The sequence below is a fragment of the Streptomyces sp. NPDC046915 genome, assembly GCF_040644935.1.
Lineage (GTDB): Bacteria > Actinomycetota > Actinomycetes > Streptomycetales > Streptomycetaceae > Streptomyces.
In genome coordinates this window covers 74475-92312 of record NZ_JBEYXB010000028.1, presented here as the reverse complement: position 1 = coordinate 92312, position 17838 = coordinate 74475, and the positions used below count along the sequence as shown (strand labels likewise).

Here is a 17838-nt window from a genome sequence, read left to right as displayed (position 1 = left end):
CCCTCGTACTGGATGTACTTGGGCTTGTGCCCGGTGCGGCGAGAGTGCGTGCCGGGCGTCGCGACGGGGCGAACGTTGCCTGTCGCGGCACTAGCTCGTCACCACTGGACCGTCACCAGGAAGGCCGCCGGGATGACCACGACCGGGACCCGCGAGGCCGAGGACCGCGTCTTCGCCGCGCTCGCCAACGCCGTCCGCCGCGAGGTGCTGCGGCTGCTGCGCGAGCGCGGGCCGCAGCCCGTCCAGGCCCTGGCCGACCACTTCGACATGCGGCGCCCCAGCCTCTCGGAACACCTCAAGGTGCTCCGGGAGGCCGGTCTGGTCTCCGAGCAGCGCTCCGGCCGGCAGCGCATCTACCGTCTGGAGGCGGCCCCGCTCGCCGAGGTGCAGGACTGGCTCCATCCGTACGAGCGGTTCTGGCGCGACCGCCTGAAGGGCCTCGGCGAACTGCTCGACCACATGCCCGACGATGACCACCCATGAACGCCGACGACCGCACCACCATCCGCGTCGACCAGTACTTCCCCCACCCGCCCGCCAAGGTCTGGCGCGCCCTCACCGACCCCGGACTGCTCGCACGATGGCAGATGCCCGGCGCGGAGGGCTTCCGGCTGGAGGCCGGACACCGGTACCGGATGACCTCGGTCCCCCGGCCCAATGCCCGCTTCTCCGGCGTCGTCGACGTGCAGGTTCTCGCCTACGAAAGCGAGCGGATGCTGTCCGTCCGCTGGACGGATGCCGATCCGGCCAATCCCGCGGACTGGACCATCACATGGACGCTGGAACAGGAAGGGCGCGGTACGCGTCTCTTCCTAGTGCACGAAGGATTCGATCCGGACGATCCGGCGCAGCTGACGGCAAGGAAGATCATGGACGGGGGCTGGCGTTCGCATGTCCTACAAGCCCTGGGGCAGACGCTGCAACAGCTTCGGTGAAACGGTCGGTAAAGCACTCGTCAAAGCTGTAACCGGAGGAACACCCCCCGTGCACGTGCATCTGCCCATGCATCTGCACGTGAACGGGGTTATGATCCGGGTCAGTTGACCACCGCATCTATGGCCTCAACAGCCAAGTGCACCACCGGGGAGCGACCTGTGGACCGCGACGTTGACGGCGTGTACGGGGGGTACGACGTGTACAACGGCATGGCTGCCACGCAGCTGGACGGAGTGGCCTGGCAGAAGAGCAGGCACAGCAATTCGCAGGGCTCCTGCGTGGAGTTCGCCCGGCTGCCCGGGGGAGACGTCGCGGTGCGCAACTCGCGCTTCCCGGACGGCCCCGCGCTCGTCTACACGCGCGCGGAGATCGAGGCGATGCTGCTGGGCGTCAAGGACGGCGAGTTCGACCACCTGATAGCCGGCTGATCCGCCCGCACCGGCCGGCCGACCTGCTCGCATCCGCGGAAAGCGCTTGCACGGACGCGCGTAGAAACGCGGCGTCAGGTGACGCCGCGTTTCGTCATTCGGCCGGCTGGAGCCGGAACAACGCCCAGACGACCTTGCCGTTGAGGGTGCCGGCAAGCGGATGCCAGCCCCAGCTGTCGCTGAAGGAGTCGACGAGGAACAGGCCGCGGCCCGACTCCGCCGAGAAGTCCTCCGAGTCGCGCGCGACCGGGGTGTCATGGCTGGGATCGCGCACCGCGCACACCAGCCGCTCGGTCCACCGCATCAGGTGCAGCCGCACCGGCGACGTCTGGTCCTGGCACCGCCCGGCGTCGCCGGGAAGCGCGTGCCGCAGGGCGTTGGTCACCAGTTCGGAGACCACCAGGCATATGTCGTCGAAGCGGTCGCCCACGTCCCACTGGTCGAGCGTCCGGCGGGTGAACACACGGGCTTCGCGCACGGCTTCGTAGCGGGCGGGCAAGGCGCAGGAGGCGGCGCTGGACACGGCCGCGGGATCCAGCGGCGGAAGGCCCTGCCGTAACGGCTCGAGCATGGTCGATCCATTCGTCCCCATGCGAGGCACTCCCGGGAATTCGCGGTCGTTGCGATGCAGCGGTGGCGCTGCACCATGGTTTCGGATGCGCACAGCAGATGCAAGGGCAGATGCACGTGCACGAGACCGAATTGAGCCGCCCCGTACCGCTTGTAGGCCATTTTTTCCGCCAACCTCATCCACGTCCCACACCTCTCTCTTGCAACTTCCTGTGCCAAATCAATGGCGTCTTTCCGTTTCCGTAACCGGACGAGTACTGCTCGAAGTGATTTAGTGGCAGACTGCGGCCCCTGAAGACGGTTGGGGAGGCTGGCGAACGTGAGCGCGGGAGAGCCGGGATCGGTGGTGCGGCGCATGCTGCTCGGATCACAACTCAGGCGACTGCGTGAAGCGCGGGGGATCACGCGCGAGGCGGCGGGCTACTCCATCCGTGCCTCCGAGTCGAAGATCAGCCGGATGGAGCTGGGCCGGGTGAGCTTCAAGACGAGGGACGTGGAAGACCTGCTGACGCTGTACGGCATCACGGACGAGGCCGAGCGCGAGTCCCTGCTCTCCCTCGCCAGGGAGGCCAACGTGGCCGGGTGGTGGCACAGCTACTCCGACGTGCTGCCGAGCTGGTTCCCCACCTATGTGGGCCTGGAGGGCGCGGCCTCCCTGATCCGGGCCTACGAGGTGCAGTTCGTGCACGGCCTGCTCCAGACCGAGGAGTACGCCCGCGCGGTGGTGCGCCGCGGTATGAAGGGCGCGAGCACCGCCGACGTCGAGCGGCGCGTGGCGCTGCGCCTGGAGCGGCAGAAGTACCTCGTCGCCGAGAACGCCCCCGACTTCCACATCGTGCTCGACGAGGCCGCCCTGCGCCGGCCGTACGGCGACCGCGAGGTGATGCGCGGGCAGCTCCAGCACCTGATCGAGATCTCGGAGCGGTCCAACGTGCGGCTCCAGATCATGCCGTTCAGCTTCGGCGGCCACTCGGGCGAGAGCGGGGCCTTCACCATCCTCAGCTTCCCCGAGTCCGACCTGTCGGACGTGGTCTATCTGGAGCAGCTGACCAGCGCCCTCTACCTGGACAAACGCGAGGACGTCGCCCAGTACGAGCAGGTCCTGAAGGAGCTCCAGCAGGACAGCCCCGGACCGGGCGAGAGCCGGGACCTGCTGCGGGGACTGCTCCAGCTGTCCTGACCCGAGGCCCCCTTGACATCTCATGACGTCGTATCCCCAGGTGGCACCCCAACTCACCGGAATCACAAGTACGATGACGTGTGATCAGTCTCATCGGACCGTGAAGTTGATCGGGTGTCTGTCTCGACTGCTTCGGCAGCAAGGGATCGAGGGATCACATGTCGTCCTGCTTCACCGACCTGGCTCAGCAGTACATCGACGGTGAGTGGCGCCCGGGCACCGGCTCCTGGGACATCATCGACTTCAACCCGTACAACGGCGAGAAGCTGGCCTCGATCACCATAGCCACCACCGACGAGGTCGACGAGGCCTACCGGGCGGCCGCCCGCGCCCAGCGGGAATGGGCCGAAACCAACCCCTACACCCGCCGTGTCTTCTTCGAGAAGGTCCTGCGCCTCCTGGAGGAGCGGGAGGCCGAGATCACCGAGATGATCATCGCGGAGCTCGGCGGCACCCGTATGAAGGCGCAGCTGGAGCTGCACCTGGCCAAGGAGTTCCTGCGCGAGTCGGCCCAGTTGGCGCTGCGTTGCGAGGGCCGGTTCCTGCCGTCGCCGGTCGACGGCAAGGAGAACCGTCTCTACCGCGTCCCGATCGGCGTGGTGGGTGTCATCAGCCCCTTCAACTTCCCGTTCCTGCTGTCGGTCAAGCCGGTCGCCGCGGCCCTCGCCCTCGGTAACGCCGTGGTCCTCAAGCCGCACCAGGACACCCCGATCTGCGGCGGCACCCTGCTCGCCAAGCTCTTCGAGGACGCGGGCCTGCCGCCCGGCCTGCTGAACGTGGTGCTCACCGACATAGCCGAGATAGGCGACGCCTTCATCGAGCACCCGGTGCCCAAGCTGATCTCCTTCACCGGCTCAGACAAGGTCGGCCGGCACATCGCCACCGTGTGCGCCGCACAGCTCAAGCGCACGGTCCTGGAACTCGGTGGCAACAGCGCGCTGGTGGTGCTGGACGACGCCGACATCGACTACGCGGTCGACGCGGCCGTCTTCAGCCGGTACGCCGACCAGGGCCAGGTCTGCATGGCCGCCAACCGCGTCCTGGTGGACCGCTCGGTCGCGGACGAGTTCACCGAGAAGTTCGTCGCCAAGGTCAGAACGCTCAAGACCGGCGACCCGAGCGACCCGCAGACGCTCATCGGCCCGGTCATCAACTCCCTCCAGGCGAACACCATCTCCGCCGCGATCGACCAGGCCGTCGCCGAGGGCGCCACGCTCCTGGTGCGCGGCTCGACCACCGACAACCTGGTGGAGCCCTCCGTCCTGACGGACGTGCCGTCCGGCTCCTCCCTCCTGCACAAGGAGATCTTCGGCCCCGTAGCCCTGCTCGTCCCCTTCGACGGCGAGGAGGAGGCGGTCCGCATCGTCAACGACACGCCGTACGGCCTGAGCGGCGCGGTCCACACCGCGGACGTCGAACGAGGGGTGTCCTTCGCCAAGCGCATCGACACCGGCATGTTCCACGTGAACGACGGCACGATCCACGACGAGCCGCTGGTCCCCTTCGGAGGCGAGAAGCACTCCGGGATCGGCCGGCTGAACGGCGAGACGACGCTCGACGCCTTCACCACGCTGAAGTGGATCTCGGTGCAGTACGGGCGGAGCGTGTTCCCCTTCTAGGAACCCTTGAGGACAGAACCTGACCGCAAGGGTCCCTAACGTCGTCGGTGTCAGGCAGCAGGAGCCAACCCGATGAAAGGCGGCCGGTCATGGTCACTCACGTGAGCGCAGAGGTGCGGGGCGACGAGCGGGGAGCGCTGCTCTCCTTCATCGCCGAACAGCGCGGCGGCATCCGGCGGGCGGTGCTCGGGCTGACGGACGAGCAGGCCGCGAGCCGGCCGAGCGCGAGTGAGCTGTCCCTGGCGGGGCTGGTCAAGCACGTCGCCGAGATGGAGCAGGGCTGGGTGGCCCGGGCCAAGGGCGAGGCGCCGGCGGTCAAGCGGGACGAGTCGAACTGGCACGAGTGCTTCCAGCTGGTCGACGGCGAGACCCTCGCCTCCCAGCTGGCGGACTGGGAGAAGATCGCCGCCGAGACGGAGGCCTTCATCCGCTCCGTCCCCAGCCTCGACGACACCTTCCCGCTGCCCAACGACCCCTGGTTCCCGCCGGACGCGGCCGTCTCGCTGCGCTGGCTCTGCCTGCACCTGATCCGGGAGACCGCCCGGCACGCGGGCCACGCCGACATCATCCGCGAGTCCCTCGACGGCAAGACGGCGTTCGAGCTGGTAGCCCTCGCCGGAGACTGAGCTCCGGCCGGAGATCCGGCTAGTGGTGGAACCCGGTGGCCGCCTCCTTGTCCCGTGTCAGCGGATGCGGCTGCCGGCGCAGTTCCGGCAGGAGGCGGCCCAGGTCCTCGACGAACATCTCGGCGAGGTCGGTGGAGAAGCCGTTGCGGCACACCACCCGCAGGACGGCCAGGTCCTCCCGGTTCGGCGGGAAGGTGTACGCCGGCACCAGCCAGCCGCTCTCCCTGAGGCGCCGGGAGACGTCGAACACGTCGTACGCCGTGACGTCCTCGCCGGTGGTGAAGGCGAAGACGGGCAGCTCGTCGCCCCGGGTCAGCAGCCGGAAGTCGCCCAGCGCCTCGATCCGGTCGGCCATCTGGCGCGCGACGTCACGCGTGGCCTGCTGCACCGCCCGGAAGCCCTCCCGGCCCAGCCGCAGGAACGTGTAGTACTGGGCCACGACCTGGGCGCCCGGCCGGGAGAAGTTGAGGGCGAACGTCGGCATGTCCCCGCCCAGGTAGTTGACGCGGAAGACCAGCTCCTCCGGGAGGGCCTCCTTGTCGCGCCACAGCGCCCAGCCGACGCCCGGGTAGACCAGCCCGTACTTGTGCCCCGAGGTGTTGATGGAGGCCACGCGCGGCAGGCGGAAGTCCCACACCAGGTCCTCGTCCAGGAAGGGCGCCACCATCGCGCCGGACGCGCCGTCCACGTGCACCGGGACGTCCAGCCCGGTCCGCGCCTGGAGGTCGTCCAGGGCCGCGCACAGGTCGGCGATCGGCTCGTACGACCCGTCGAAGGTGGAGCCGAGGATGCCGACGACCCCGATGGTGTTCTCGTCGCACAGTTCGGCCGCCGCCTGCGGGTCGAGGTGGTACCGGTCGCCCTCCATGGGCACCAGGCGGGCCTCCACCTCCCAGAAGTTGCAGAACTTCTCCCAGCAGACCTGGACGTTCACGCCCATGACCAGGTTCGGGCGGGCGTCCGCGGACGGGTAGCGGTCGGCGTTGCGCCGCATCCAGCGCCGCTTGAGCGCCATCCCGGCGAGCATGCACGCCTCGCTGGAGCCGGTCGTCGAACACCCCACGGCCGCCGCCGGGTCCGGCGCGTGCCACAGATCGGCGAGCATCGCCACACAGCGCCGCTCCAGCTCGGCGGTGCGCGGGTACTCGTCCTTGTCGATCATGTTCTTGTCCCGGCACTCCGCCATCAGCACCCCGGCCTGCGGCTCCATCCAGGTGGTGACGAAGGTGGCCAGGTTCAGCCGGGCGTTGCCGTCCAGCATCAGCTCGTCGTGCACGAGTTGGGCCGCCGTGGTCGGCGGCAGGGGCCCGTCGGGGAGCCGGTGCTTGGGCGGGGCCTCGGTCATCTCGACGACCGGGTTCGCCTCCCCGAAGAAGGGGTTGACGGACATGGGGCGCTCGTCGGGCTTCCCGGTGCCTTTGTGCAGTGCCATGGAGTGCCTTTCTGCCTTTCTGGAGGAACGGGGATCAGCGGATCGGAGTTCCGTCGTCGTGCAGCTGCATCTGGGGCCGACCCGTCACCAGCAGCCAGGCCGGCAGCGAGGCGATGACCAGCAGGGCGACGATCGTCGGTGAGGCCACGAGGACCGCGGCCGTGAACAGGCTCACCCACCCCTGACGGGTGACGGCGAGGAGCATGCCCAGCACACCCGCCGCCACGCCGACCGCCGGCTGCACCCCGGGCACGAGGGCGTGGGCGGTGAGCCCGAAGGCGGAGCCGATGAAGACGGACGGGAAGACCCGCCCGCCGCGGAACCCGCAGGCGGCGGAGACGACCAGCGCGGCCAGCTTCACCACCGTCATCGTCGCGAACTGCCCCGCCGTCCAGCCGTCGGGACTCTTGGCCAGCTCCTCCACCTCCCCCAGCCCCTTGAAGAGCGTCAGATGGCCGCCCAGGGCCCCCAGGAGCCCCAGGACGAACCCGCCGGCGGGAAGGATCAGCATCGGGTGCCGCAGTCGCCAGAAGACGCTGTGGACGAACGGGAAGGCGTACACCGCGCACATGCCGAACAGCGCGGCCAGCGGGGCGACCACCAGCACGGCCGACAGGTCGCCCCAGCCGGGGTGGCCGCTGACCGCAGGCAGCCCGAGGTCGAAGGTGGGGTGGGCCACCAGGTTGGTGGTCATGGCGCCCACGGCGCCCGCGGCCAGCGGTGCGAAGAGGTTGTCCCACAGAGCGCCCTTGAGCTGCCGGCCGGCCAGCGCCTCGGAGAAGACCAGCGCCGCCGCCACCGGCGTGCCGAACAGCGCGCCGATCGTCGCCGCCTCCGCCAGACTCGGCCACACCGCCCCCGGCATCCGCGGCACCAGCCTGCGGCCGAGCAGGAAGGCGAGCCCCACGTTCACCGCGATGATCGGGTTCTCGGGACCGAGGCTCGGGCCGCCCGCCAGCATCAACGCGGTCGCCAGCAGCAGGCTGGGCAGCACCACGGGAGGCAGCACCCGGGCGCTCATCCCCAGGGTGGCCGGATCGGGCCCCGCATGGCCGGGGACCAGCCACACGACGAGCCCCACGGCGATCCCGGTCGCGGTGAGCATGACGAGCATCCACAGCACGGAGTACCGGCCGATGCCCAGCGCGTCGGGCAGCGGCCCCCAAAGGACACCCTGCAACCGCTCGGCCAGTCCGCTCACCAGCTCGTACAGCAGGCTCGCACCGGCGCCGACGACGACCGCGGGCAGGATCAGCGGCAGCAGGGCACGCGCGGGCGTCGCCGGCGGGGTCGGGGGCGCTTGCGGCGCGGTGTCCTGGGCCACCAGCTCACCATAAGTGGGCAAAGCGGGCGGAACATCCCGAAGAAGCGTGGGCTTGCACCTCACGTGGCGTGAGGGCCCAGCCTGGTGGCCTACCGAGAAGGGAGCGGACGAAGTGAGCTATTCAGTGGGACAGGTCGCCGGTTTCGCCGGAGTCACGGTGCGCACCCTGCACCACTACGACGACATCGGCCTGCTCACCCCGAGCGAGCGCAGCCACGCGGGCCACCGGCGCTACGGCGACGCCGACCTCGACCGGTTGCAGCAGATCCTGTTCTACCGGGAGCTCGGCTTCCCGCTCGACGAGGTCGCGGTCCTGCTCGACGACCCGGATGTGGACCCGCGCGCGCACCTGCGCCGCCAGCACGAACTGCTGACCGCCCGGATCGAGAGGCTGAGCAAGATGGCCGAGGCCGTGGAACACGCCATGGAGGCACGCAAGATGGGCATCAACCTCACGCCCGAGGAACGGTTCGAGGTCTTCGGGGACAAGGACCCCACGCAGTACGCCGACGAGGCGGAGGAGCGCTGGGGCGGAACCCGGGAGTGGGCCGAGTCACAGCGCCGCGCCGCCCGCTACACCAAGGACGACTGGAAGCGCATACAGGCCGAGGTCGACGCCTGGAGCGAGCGGTACGCCGCCCTGGTGGGGGCCGGGGAGCCGCCGGCCGGCGAGGCGGCCATGGAGCTGGCCGAGGAACACCGGCAGCACATCGTCAGGTGGTTCTACGAGTGCCCGTACGAGATGCACCGGTGCCTCGCCGAGATGTACGTCTCCGACGAGCGCTTCAAGGCGTTCTACGACTCCATGCGGCCGGGTCTGGCCGAGCACCTCAAGGAGGCCATCCTGGCGAACGCCGCCCGCCACACCGCGTGACCGTCCTGGCCCGGGTTCACTTCCGGGCCAGGACCACCGCCGTCCCGTAGGCGCACACCTCCGTGCCGACGTCCGCCGCCTCCGTCACGTCGAAGCGGAACATCAGCACCCCGTTGGCCCCACGCGCGCGTGCGTGCTCGACGAGCCGCTCCATCGCCTGGTTGCGGGTCTGCACCAGCGTCTTGGTGAGCCCCTTCAGCTCGCCGCCGATCATCGACTTCAGGCCCGCGCCGATCTGGCTGCCCATGTGCCGGGAGCGCACGGTCAGCCCGAAGACCTCGCCCAGTACCTCCTGCACCACGTATCCGGGCACGTCGTTCGTGGTCACCACGAGCACGTCCGGCTCGGGCCCCTGGCCGCCGCCGTAGTCTTCGATTCCCATGGCTCACAGCTTTGTGCCAGTCGCCGCACAGTGCATCCTGGAGGCACCGGTGGAACCTGGGGCGGACACATCGCGTTGATAGCTTTGTGCGGGCGCACAAGGACGCCGCGATCGACTTCACCCCCTCAGGAGCCCGGACCCGTGATGACACTCGCCCTCGGCCCGAGCTGGCTGGACCCCAACTATCTGCTCGACACGTACAGCATCTGGGGCCTGCTCCTCATCGTCTTCGCCGAGTCGGGCCTGCTCATCGGCTTCTTCCTGCCGGGTGACTCGCTGCTGTTCACCTGCGGCCTGCTGATCACGACGAACGACCTGGACTTCCCGCTGTGGGGGGCCATCGCCCTGATCTGCCTCGCCGCGATCCTCGGCGACCAGGCGGGCTACATGTTCGGCAGGAAGGTCGGTCCGTCCCTCTTCAACCGGCCGGACTCCCGCCTGTTCAAGCAGGAGAACGTCACCAAGGCGCACGAGTTCTTCGAGAAGTACGGCCCCAAGTCCCTGGTGCTGGCCCGCTTCGTGCCCATCGTGCGCACGTTCACGCCGATCATCGCCGGCGTCAGCGGCATGCGGTACCGCTCGTTCCTGACCTTCAACGTCATCGGCGGCGTCCTGTGGGGCGCGGGCGTCACCCTGCTCGGCTCCTGGCTCGGCAAGCACGCGCTCGTCCGGGACCACATCGAGACGTTCCTCATCCTGATCGTCCTGATCTCGGTGATCCCGATCGTCATCGAGTTCCTGCGCGCCCGCTCCAAGGGCAAGAACACCCCGCCCGCCGAACAGCACCAGCCGCTCCAGCAGCCCCCCGCCATGGACGACGCGACGACCCGGCTGCGCCGCGTCGAGCCGGCGTACGAGGAGCAGTCCCACGGTCAGCAGCAGCCGTACGGTCAGCAGCAGTCGTACGGTGCCGACGACCAGTACCACGGTCAGCAGCAGTACCCGCAGGACTACGGCCGGCAGCACCCGCAGGGCTACGGTCAGCAGCAGCAGTACCCGCAGGAGTACGGCCGGCAGCACCCGCAGGACTACGACCAGCAGCAGTACCCGTACGACTACAACCAGGGCAATTACCGCCAGTAGCCCTCAGAAGCCTCGCGTCCTCTTGGCCGCCCGCCGTCCCTCCGCGGAGCCGAACCGCAGGAACAGCCGCGAGATCTCCGAGCCGAGGTTCACCCCGATCGCGATGGCCATGGCGAGCGACGCCGCCTTGGCCAGCGACACCAGGCCCTCGTCCACCTTGTTCTGCGCCATCGACAGCAGCCCGAAGTAGGTGGCCGAGCCCGGCAGCAGGGGCCCGATCGCCGCGGTCGTGTACGGCAGGGCGGAAGCGAACCGGTAGCGGGAGAGCAGCTGCCCGAACAGGCCCACCAGGCCCGCCGCCACGGCCGTGGAGGCCACCGGGGAGATACCGCCGACGGAGTGCATCGCCCCGTACACCGACCACGCGACACCGCCGTTGAGGGTCACCGCCAGCACGGTGGACCGTTCCTGCTGGAGCAGCACCGCGAAGGTCAGCGACAGCAGCATCGACGCGATGATCTGGACCACCGGGCGCTTGGCGATGTTCACCGCCGCGTCCGGATCGAGCTGGGCCCCCACCTTCACGCCGAAGTACAGCACCACCAGTACGCCGGTGACGATGCCGACGAAGAAGTACATGACCTCCAGCAGGCGCGCCGAGGCGGTGATGTAGAAGCCGGTCAGCCCGTCCTGCACGCCCGCCACCAGCGCCCGCCCCGGCAGCAGCGCGAACAGCCCACCGGTGATGACCGCGGAGGCCACCACGTGGACATGGGTCACCGTGAGCGCCACGCCGATCGCCGCGGGCGGCATCGCGGCCACCGTGAACTGGTAGAACTCCGGCAGCCCGCGCCCCGCGCACAGCCAGGCCAGCCGGTCGCCGAGCATCGCGCCCAGCGCGGCGGCCACGAACACGATCGCGTCACCGCCGACGAGCAGGGAGGCCGCCCCCGCCAGCAGTCCCGCGGCCCCGGTGAGCGCCCAGCCCGGGTAAGGGTGCCGGTTCCGGCGGATCTCGGCGAGGCGCCGGTAGGCCTCCTCCAGCGAGATGTGGGTCTCCGGGTCCGACAGCTCGTCCACCAGCCGGAAGACGGCCGACAGACGCGTGTAGTCGGTGCCCCGGCGCCGCACCGTCCGGGACGCCGTCACCGGGTCCTCCACCAGGGAGGGCTGGTACGAGATGGACAGCAGCGTGAAGGTCACGTTCGGCTCGCACCGGTCAAGACCGTAGGAGCGGCACACCGCGAACATCGCGGCCTCCACGTCCTCGGCGTTCTCACCGCCCGCGAGCAGCAGCTCGCCGATACGCAGGGTCAGGTCGAGCACGCGCGGGACGGCCGGACCCTCCTCCTCCGCCTTGTGCACCAGCTCCGGCGCGGGCCGCTCCGCCACCGGCATCCGCAGCATCGCCCGCATCCGGTCCTGCCAGGGCGCGTCCTTCACCAGGCTGACCATCGGTATCCCGGTCGCCGGGGTGAAGGCGGGCGGGGCCTGCGCGGCGCTGTAGGTGCGGGGCGTGCTGAACGCCGAGCCCTCCGGCTCGGCGCTCGGCGGCTGCGGCGTGCCCAGCCCCTGGGGCACGGCGAACTCGGACGTCGTCTCGGACTCACCACCCGTCCTGGGCACGGCGAGCCCGGCCGGAATGGCGAACTCGGACGTGGTCTCCGGGTCGTACGAACTTCTCGCCTCGTCCGACCGAGGCTTGCGGTCCTCCGCCTCCGTCACTCCTCAACGCTCCCTGAACGACACCTTCCGTAAAGCTTCAGTATGCCGATGGGCACGCGAACGGGCCGCGCCACCCCAGGAGGGTGCCGCGGCCCGCGATCATCAAACCAGCAGGTCGGTCAGTGACCGCCCTGCTCCTTGAAGCGCTTGTACGACCGCTCGATCTCCACCTCGGCGTCCGTGCGGCCCACCCAGTTGGCACCCTCGACCGACTTGCCGGGCTCCAGGTCCTTGTACACCTCGAAGAAGTGCTGGATCTCCAGGCGGTCGAACTCCGACACGTGGTGGATGTCCCGCAGGTGCTCCACCCGCGGGTCGGTGGCCGGCACGCACAGCAGCTTGTCGTCGCCACCCGCCTCGTCCGTCATCCGGAACATGCCGATCGCGCGGCACTTGATCAGGCAGCCCGGGAAGGTCGGCTCGTCCAGGATGACCAGCGCGTCCAGCGGGTCGCCGTCCTCGCCGAGGGTGTTCTCGACGAAGCCGTAGTCGGTCGGGTAGGCGGTCGAGGTGAAGAGGCGACGGTCCAGGCGGATCCGACCGGTCTCGTGGTCCACCTCGTACTTGTTGCGCGAACCCTTCGGGATCTCGATCGTGACGTCGAACTCCACCGGTGGCTCCTCCATGATCAGCACATAGTTCTGGTGGTTAAGTGTCCCTCACGCAGGTGTGTGATCGCGAAAGGGGCTGGTGGTCGTGCCAGAACTGAGGCCTTGGCGTGCCGCGAGACCGCACGTGGTGCGGATCGCGGAGGCCGTACGACCCCGACTGGCACGGGCCGTGACGGCCGCGAAACCGCGGGTCGCGCGGGTGACGCGGGCCGTGGGACCACGGCTGGCGCGGATCACGCCGCCCGCGTCCCTCACGCGCATCCCGGCGATCTCCCGGCCGACGGCCCTGAAGCCCTGGCAGTACACCGCGGGTGCCGCCACCGCCGGACTGGCGCTGGCGGTCGGTGTGGTGACCGCCGCGGGTCCCTGGGACGCCGACGGTCAGCGTACGGCCGAGCGGGAGCGGGCGGCCGCCCAGGAGCGGGCAGGTGGCACAGATCACGACGACGGCTCCGGCACGCGGGCCGAAGGCCCCCGCCCCGCCCCGAGCGCCGCGTCCGTCCTGACCGGCCTCGGCGGCGCCGCGACGACCGTGAAGTCCGCGCCCGCCGAGAAGGCCGTCAGGGACCTCCTGGGCCCCCTCCTGGACTCCTCCGCGCTCGGCAAGGTCCACACGGCGTCGGTCGTCGACGTGGCCACCGGCAGACGCCTGTACGACGCCGACGCGGACAGGGCCATGACCCCCGCCTCCACCACCAAGATCGCCACCGCCGTCGCCGCGCTGTCCGCCCTGGGCCCCGACCACCGCCTGACCACCCGCGCCGCGCTCCTGCCGGACACCGGGGAGCTCGTCCTGGTCGGCGGCGGCGACCCGACCCTCACCGCCCGCAAGGATCCGGGCGGCTGGGCGAGCCTGCGCACGCTGGCGCACGACACCGCCGCCGCGCTGAAGAAGCGCGGTGTCCACAAGGTCACCCTGTCGTACGACGCCACCCTGTACGCGGGCTCAGAGCTGCATCCCATCGGGGTGAACGACAACCTCGCCCCCGTCAGCGCCCTGATGGCCGACGAGGGCCGCACCGACGACTCCACCAGCGGTCCGGTGACCCGGGTGACCGACCCGGCGGCGGCCGCGGCGGCCACGTTCGCGGGGTTCCTGGCGGACGACGGGATCAGGACGACGTCCCCCGGCCCCTCCAAGGCCACCAGCCGCGCGACGACCCTGGCCGGCGTCTCCTCGCCGCCGCTGTCCGCCCTGGTCGAACGCATGCTGACCAACAGCGACAACGACATCGCCGAGGCCCTGGCCCGTCAGACCGCCCTCGCGACCGGCAAGAGCCCGAGCTTCGGCGGCGGCGCCGCGGCGATCGGCGCCCGGCTGAGCAGACTCGGCCTGCCGGTCACCGGAGCGGACTTCCACGACGGCAGCGGCCTGAACCGCGACGACAGGATGACGGCGGACCTGCTGACCGCGCTGCTCGTCAAGGCCGGATCCTCCTCCCACCCCGAACTCCGCCCCGTCCTCACCGGCCTCCCGGTCGCGGGCTTCACCGGCACCCTGGCCGACCGCTACACCGACGGCGCGGCCGGCGTCGTCCGCGCCAAGACCGGCACCCTGACCGGCGTCAACACCCTCGCCGGCACGGTCGTCGACCGCGACGGCCGCCTGCTCGCCTTCGCCTTCCTGACCTCCGACACCACGGCCCCGACCGAGGCCCAGTCGGCCCTGGACCACACAGCCACGGCACTGGCGGGCTGCGGCTGCGCCCAGTAGCCACCGCGGCGGCCGCGCCTGCCTGCCCGGCCGCGCCCGCCCTGCCTCCTCCGCCGGCAGCAGTTTCCACTCACCCCGGCACGCCGTCCCCGTTGCCGCGGGCAGTCGTTCCGCCGGCACGGACGGCGGCGCCGGGTGCCTTGCGGACGTGCTCCGGCCCCGCCCACGGAAGCACGCCGTACCACCACCCCAGCCCCGCACCCACACCGTCCCCGACAGCCCCCCCGGCCCCGCCGGGCCCGTACGCCCTGCCCCAAGCGGCAGCGCTCACGTACGGTTGACACATGACGAGCATCGGTGCCTCTTCAGGGATGGTCGACTGGAATCTCGCGGTGGCGACCGCGACCCGGCTCGTGCGGCCGGGACCGGAGGTCAGCCGCGACGAGGCCCGGGCCGTCGTCGCGGAGCTGCGCCGCCACGCCAAAGCCTCGGAAGGACACGTCCGGGGCTTCACTCGTATGGAGACCGAGGAGGCCCACGACACCCCCGTCCTGGTCGTCGACCGGCCCGGCTGGGTCCGGGCGAACGTCGCCGGGTTCCGGGAGATCCTCAAGCCGCTGCTGGACAAGATGCAGGAGCGGCGCGGCGACACCCCCGGCGGCGCGGTCCTCGGCGCGGTCGGCGGCAAGGTGACCGGCGTCGAACTCGGCATGCTGCTGTCCTTCCTGGCCTCCCGCGTCCTCGGCCAGTACGAGACCTTCGCCCCGGCCGGCCGGGAGCTGCCGGCCGGCGCGGACGGCGGCGGCCGGCTGCTGCTGGTCGCGCCGAACATCGTCCACGTGGAGCGCGAACTCGACGTGGAACCGCACGACTTCCGCCTGTGGGTCTGCCTGCACGAGGAGACGCACCGCACCCAGTTCACCGCCGTGCCCTGGCTGCGCGACCACCTCGAGGGCGAAATCCAGTCTTTCTTGGCCGAGACGGACGTCGACCCGATGACCGTCCTGGAACGCGTCAGGGAGGCCGCTCAGTCGCTCGCCGGGGGCCGCCCCGAAGCCGAGGAGGACGACGGCGGCCGGTCCTTCGTGGAACTGGTGCAGACCCCGGCCCAGCGCGAGATCCTCGGCCGCCTCACCGCCGTGATGTCGCTCCTGGAGGGCCACGCCGACTTCGTGATGGACGGCGTCGGCCCACAGGTCGTACCGACCGTCGCGGAGATCCGCGAGAAGTTCCAGCAGCGCCGCGCCAAGGGCGCCTCCCGCCTCGACATGGCCCTGCGCAAGCTGCTCGGCCTGGACGCCAAACTCAAGCAGTACCGGGACGGCGAACGCTTCGTACGGGCCGTCGTCGACCAGGTCGGCATGGACGGCTTCAACCGGGTGTGGACCTCCCCCAACACCCTGCCCACCAAGACGGAGATCGCCAAACCGGCGGACTGGGTCGCGCGGGTGCACCGCAAAGCAGAGTCGTGAACCGCCGCGCCGGAGTCGTGAAACGAATCCGGCCGACGGCAGGCGAACGCCCCTCCAATCACCCGTCCGAGGGACCGTGAGCCGTGGGTAGGCGTGCAATGCTCGGGGAACGGCCCGTCTCTGTCACCATTTACACACTCTGAGTGACCGATCTCGGGCTCACCCCCCGAAAACTTCATGAAGGGAACCGGACATGGGTCCCCATCCTGCGGTCGCGGCGATACGCCTGGCGGTCCGCCGCGCCCTGCACGACATCCTCAACGACGTCCACAGCGACGTCCTCGACGACCACCAGAACTCCGGCCCGGCCCCGGACCACACAGCCGCGCGCCCCCCCTCCCCCCTCGTGCTCGTCGCCTGCTCCGGCGGCGCCGACTCGATGGCCCTCGCCTCCGCCCTGGCCTTCGAGGCCCGCAAGCTCGGCATCCGCGCCGGCGGCGTCACCGTCGACCACGGCCTTCAGCCCGGCTCCGACCTGCGCGCCCAGGAGGTCACCCTCAGGCTGCGCGAGCTCGGCCTCGACCCGGTGGAGTCCGCCGCCGTGACCGTCGGCCGCGAAGGCGGGCCCGAGGCCGCCGCCCGGGACGCCCGCTACGCCGCCCTCGACGCCGCCGCCGAACGCCACGGCGCCACCGCGATCCTGCTCGGACACACCCGCGACGACCAGGCCGAAACCGTCCTGCTCGGCCTCGCCCGCGGCTCCGGCATCCGCTCCCTGTCCGGAATGGCCGCGGTCTCGGGGGCCGGCGGCCGTTACCGGCGCCCCTTCCTCCAGCTCGACCGGCAGACCGCCCGCAAGGCCTGCATGGTCCAGTCCCTCCCCGTTTGGGACGATCCTCACAACGCGGATCCCGCCTACACCCGCTCCCGGCTCCGCCACGAGGGCCTGCCCGCCCTGGAGAAGGCGCTCGGCAAGGGCGTCGTCGAGGCCCTCGCCCGCACCGCCCGGCTCTCCCGGGACGACGCCGACGCCCTCGACGCCTGGGCCCGCCAGGCCGAGGCCTCCGTCCGCGACGCCGCAGGCCTGCTGGAGTGCGCCAAGCTGTACGCCCTCCCGCCCGCCGTGCGCCGCCGGATCCTGCGCCGCGCCGCCATCGAGGCCGGCGCCCCGGCCGGTTCGCTGTTCGCCCGCCACATCGAGGAAGTCGACCGGCTGATCACCGGCTGGCGAGGTCAGGGAGCCATCAATCTCCCGGGCAAAGTCGTCGCCCAGCGGCAGGGTGGCAGACTGGTGATCCGGCAAGGCTGAATCCCGTACCCCCCGGAGAAACCGTCCGGCGGTCTCGGGCAGTCGGCGGCCGTAATTGCGGGACGACCGAAAGTGATGCGGGTGGACGCGAAAGACATGGGTGCCGACCTCAAGCAGGTGCTCATCACCAAGGAAGAGATCGACGCGAAGCTGGGCGAGCTGGCCGCGAAGATCGATGCTGAGTACGAGGGCAAGGACCTGCTGATCGTCGGCGTGCTCAAGGGCGCCGTGATGGTCATGGCGGACCTCGCCCGGGCCCTGTCCACCCCCGTCACGATGGACTGGATGGCCGTGTCGTCGTACGGCGCGGGCACCCAGTCCTCCGGAGTCGTGCGGATCCTCAAGGACCTCGACACCGACATCAAGGGCAAGCACGTCCTGATCGTCGAGGACATCATCGACTCCGGCCTGACGCTGTCCTGGCTGCTGTCCAACCTGGGCTCGCGCGAGCCGGAGTCGCTCAAGGTGTGCACGCTGCTGCGCAAGCCGGACGCCGCCAAGGTCGCCATCGAGGTGGAGTGGGTCGGCTTCGACATCCCCAACGAGTTCGTCGTGGGCTACGGCCTCGACTACGCCGAGAAGTACCGCAATCTCCCGTTCGTCGGTACGCTCGCTCCTCACGTCTACGGCGGCTGAGCCATAAAGGGCCCAAGCACGTAAGACGATCGGGAACCCCAGCGGGTTTCTTACCGTTGGAGCATGCAGAGACGGGACAGCGAGCCGTCCGAGCACC

Annotated in this window: 18 protein-coding genes; 12 read left to right on the top strand and 6 right to left on the bottom strand. The window is 70.4% G+C overall.

The window, feature by feature from the left end; genetic code table 11:
• The first annotated feature begins 132 nt into the window (after window positions 1-132).
• The 3 genes from ABZ915_RS42895 (at window position 133) to ABZ915_RS42885 (ending at window position 1364) form a co-directional block, all read left to right on the top strand.
• Window positions 133-483 carry a metalloregulator ArsR/SmtB family transcription factor gene (locus tag ABZ915_RS42895; protein WP_361814983.1) on the top strand — a complete coding sequence of 117 codons (351 nt, stop codon included), beginning with the start codon at window positions 133-135 and terminating at the stop codon, window positions 481-483.
• Entirely contained in the window at window positions 480-935 is a 456-nt protein-coding gene (locus ABZ915_RS42890) for an SRPBCC domain-containing protein (RefSeq protein WP_361814980.1), read from the top strand. Before ABZ915_RS42895 ends, ABZ915_RS42890 begins: the two co-directional genes overlap by 4 nt.
• Window positions 936-1145: 210 nt before the next feature.
• Window positions 1146-1364 (top strand): DUF397 domain-containing protein, encoded by a 219-nt coding sequence (locus tag ABZ915_RS42885; RefSeq protein WP_235902455.1) that lies wholly within the window; start codon window positions 1146-1148, stop codon window positions 1362-1364.
• Window positions 1365-1458: 94 nt separating this feature from the next.
• Here ABZ915_RS42885 and ABZ915_RS42880 read toward each other — a convergent pair whose 3' ends face one another.
• Complete coding sequence (locus tag ABZ915_RS42880; RefSeq protein WP_361814977.1) at window positions 1459-1935, bottom strand: ATP-binding protein; 477 nt, start codon at window positions 1933-1935, stop codon at window positions 1459-1461.
• A 354-nt stretch (window positions 1936-2289) separates the two neighbouring features.
• Between ABZ915_RS42880 and ABZ915_RS42875 the strand changes: the two genes are divergently transcribed.
• The 3 genes from ABZ915_RS42875 (at window position 2290) to ABZ915_RS42865 (ending at window position 5359) form a co-directional block, all read left to right on the top strand.
• The gene (locus ABZ915_RS42875) at window positions 2290-3114 is read left to right on the top strand and encodes a helix-turn-helix transcriptional regulator (protein WP_361814996.1); all 825 of its coding nucleotides are present in this window, start codon (window positions 2290-2292) and stop codon (window positions 3112-3114) included.
• A gap of 158 nt (window positions 3115-3272) precedes the next feature.
• Entirely contained in the window at window positions 3273-4733 is a 1461-nt protein-coding gene (locus ABZ915_RS42870) for an aldehyde dehydrogenase family protein (protein ID WP_361814974.1), read from the top strand.
• A gap of 89 nt (window positions 4734-4822) precedes the next feature.
• On the top strand, window positions 4823-5359 hold the full coding sequence (locus ABZ915_RS42865; protein ID WP_361814972.1) for a DinB family protein: 537 nt from the start codon (window positions 4823-4825) through the stop codon (window positions 5357-5359).
• A 19-nt stretch (window positions 5360-5378) separates the two neighbouring features.
• On the opposite strand, the gene ABZ915_RS42860 is transcribed toward ABZ915_RS42865, so the two are convergent.
• Entirely contained in the window at window positions 5379-6791 is a 1413-nt protein-coding gene (locus tag ABZ915_RS42860) for a glutamate decarboxylase (RefSeq protein ID WP_361814969.1), read from the bottom strand.
• A 34-nt stretch (window positions 6792-6825) separates the two neighbouring features.
• Window positions 6826-8115 (bottom strand): ion channel protein, encoded by a 1290-nt coding sequence (locus ABZ915_RS42855; RefSeq protein ID WP_361814966.1) that lies wholly within the window; start codon window positions 8113-8115, stop codon window positions 6826-6828.
• Between the two features lie 112 nt (window positions 8116-8227).
• Here ABZ915_RS42855 and ABZ915_RS42850 point away from each other — a divergent pair, with 112 nt between their 5' ends.
• The gene (locus tag ABZ915_RS42850; protein ID WP_361814963.1) at window positions 8228-8989 is read left to right on the top strand and encodes a MerR family transcriptional regulator; all 762 of its coding nucleotides are present in this window, start codon (window positions 8228-8230) and stop codon (window positions 8987-8989) included.
• A gap of 16 nt (window positions 8990-9005) precedes the next feature.
• Here the strand turns inward: ABZ915_RS42850 and ABZ915_RS42845 are convergent, their stop codons facing one another.
• Complete coding sequence (locus ABZ915_RS42845) at window positions 9006-9371, bottom strand: YbjQ family protein (RefSeq protein WP_361814960.1); 366 nt, start codon at window positions 9369-9371, stop codon at window positions 9006-9008.
• A 141-nt stretch (window positions 9372-9512) separates the two neighbouring features.
• Between ABZ915_RS42845 and ABZ915_RS42840 the strand changes: the two genes are divergently transcribed.
• Window positions 9513-10454 carry a VTT domain-containing protein gene (locus tag ABZ915_RS42840; protein ID WP_361814957.1) on the top strand — a complete coding sequence of 314 codons (942 nt, stop codon included), beginning with the start codon at window positions 9513-9515 and terminating at the stop codon, window positions 10452-10454.
• A 3-nt stretch (window positions 10455-10457) separates the two neighbouring features.
• On the opposite strand, the gene ABZ915_RS42835 is transcribed toward ABZ915_RS42840, so the two are convergent.
• On the bottom strand, window positions 10458-12119 hold the full coding sequence (locus ABZ915_RS42835; protein WP_361814954.1) for a threonine/serine exporter family protein: 1662 nt from the start codon (window positions 12117-12119) through the stop codon (window positions 10458-10460).
• 119 nt (window positions 12120-12238) lie between these two features.
• Window positions 12239-12730, bottom strand: a complete 492-nt coding sequence (locus tag ABZ915_RS42830) for an inorganic diphosphatase (protein WP_046730908.1) — start codon at window positions 12728-12730, stop codon at window positions 12239-12241.
• A 124-nt stretch (window positions 12731-12854) separates the two neighbouring features.
• Here ABZ915_RS42830 and dacB point away from each other — a divergent pair, with 124 nt between their 5' ends.
• The 4 genes from dacB to hpt all read left to right on the top strand — a co-directional run bounded on the left by dacB (window position 12855) and on the right by hpt (window position 17741).
• Complete coding sequence (gene dacB, locus ABZ915_RS42825; protein WP_361814993.1) at window positions 12855-14444, top strand: D-alanyl-D-alanine carboxypeptidase/D-alanyl-D-alanine-endopeptidase; 1590 nt, start codon at window positions 12855-12857, stop codon at window positions 14442-14444.
• A gap of 284 nt (window positions 14445-14728) precedes the next feature.
• Window positions 14729-15856, top strand: coding sequence for a zinc-dependent metalloprotease (locus ABZ915_RS42820; RefSeq protein WP_361814951.1), 1128 nt, complete (start codon window positions 14729-14731; stop codon window positions 15854-15856).
• A gap of 193 nt (window positions 15857-16049) precedes the next feature.
• Entirely contained in the window at window positions 16050-17105 is a 1056-nt protein-coding gene (gene tilS / locus ABZ915_RS42815; RefSeq protein WP_361814948.1) for a tRNA lysidine(34) synthetase TilS, read from the top strand.
• A 75-nt stretch (window positions 17106-17180) separates the two neighbouring features.
• Window positions 17181-17741, top strand: coding sequence for a hypoxanthine phosphoribosyltransferase (gene hpt, locus ABZ915_RS42810; protein WP_361814945.1), 561 nt, complete (start codon window positions 17181-17183; stop codon window positions 17739-17741).
• Window positions 17742-17838: the final 97 nt, after the last annotated feature.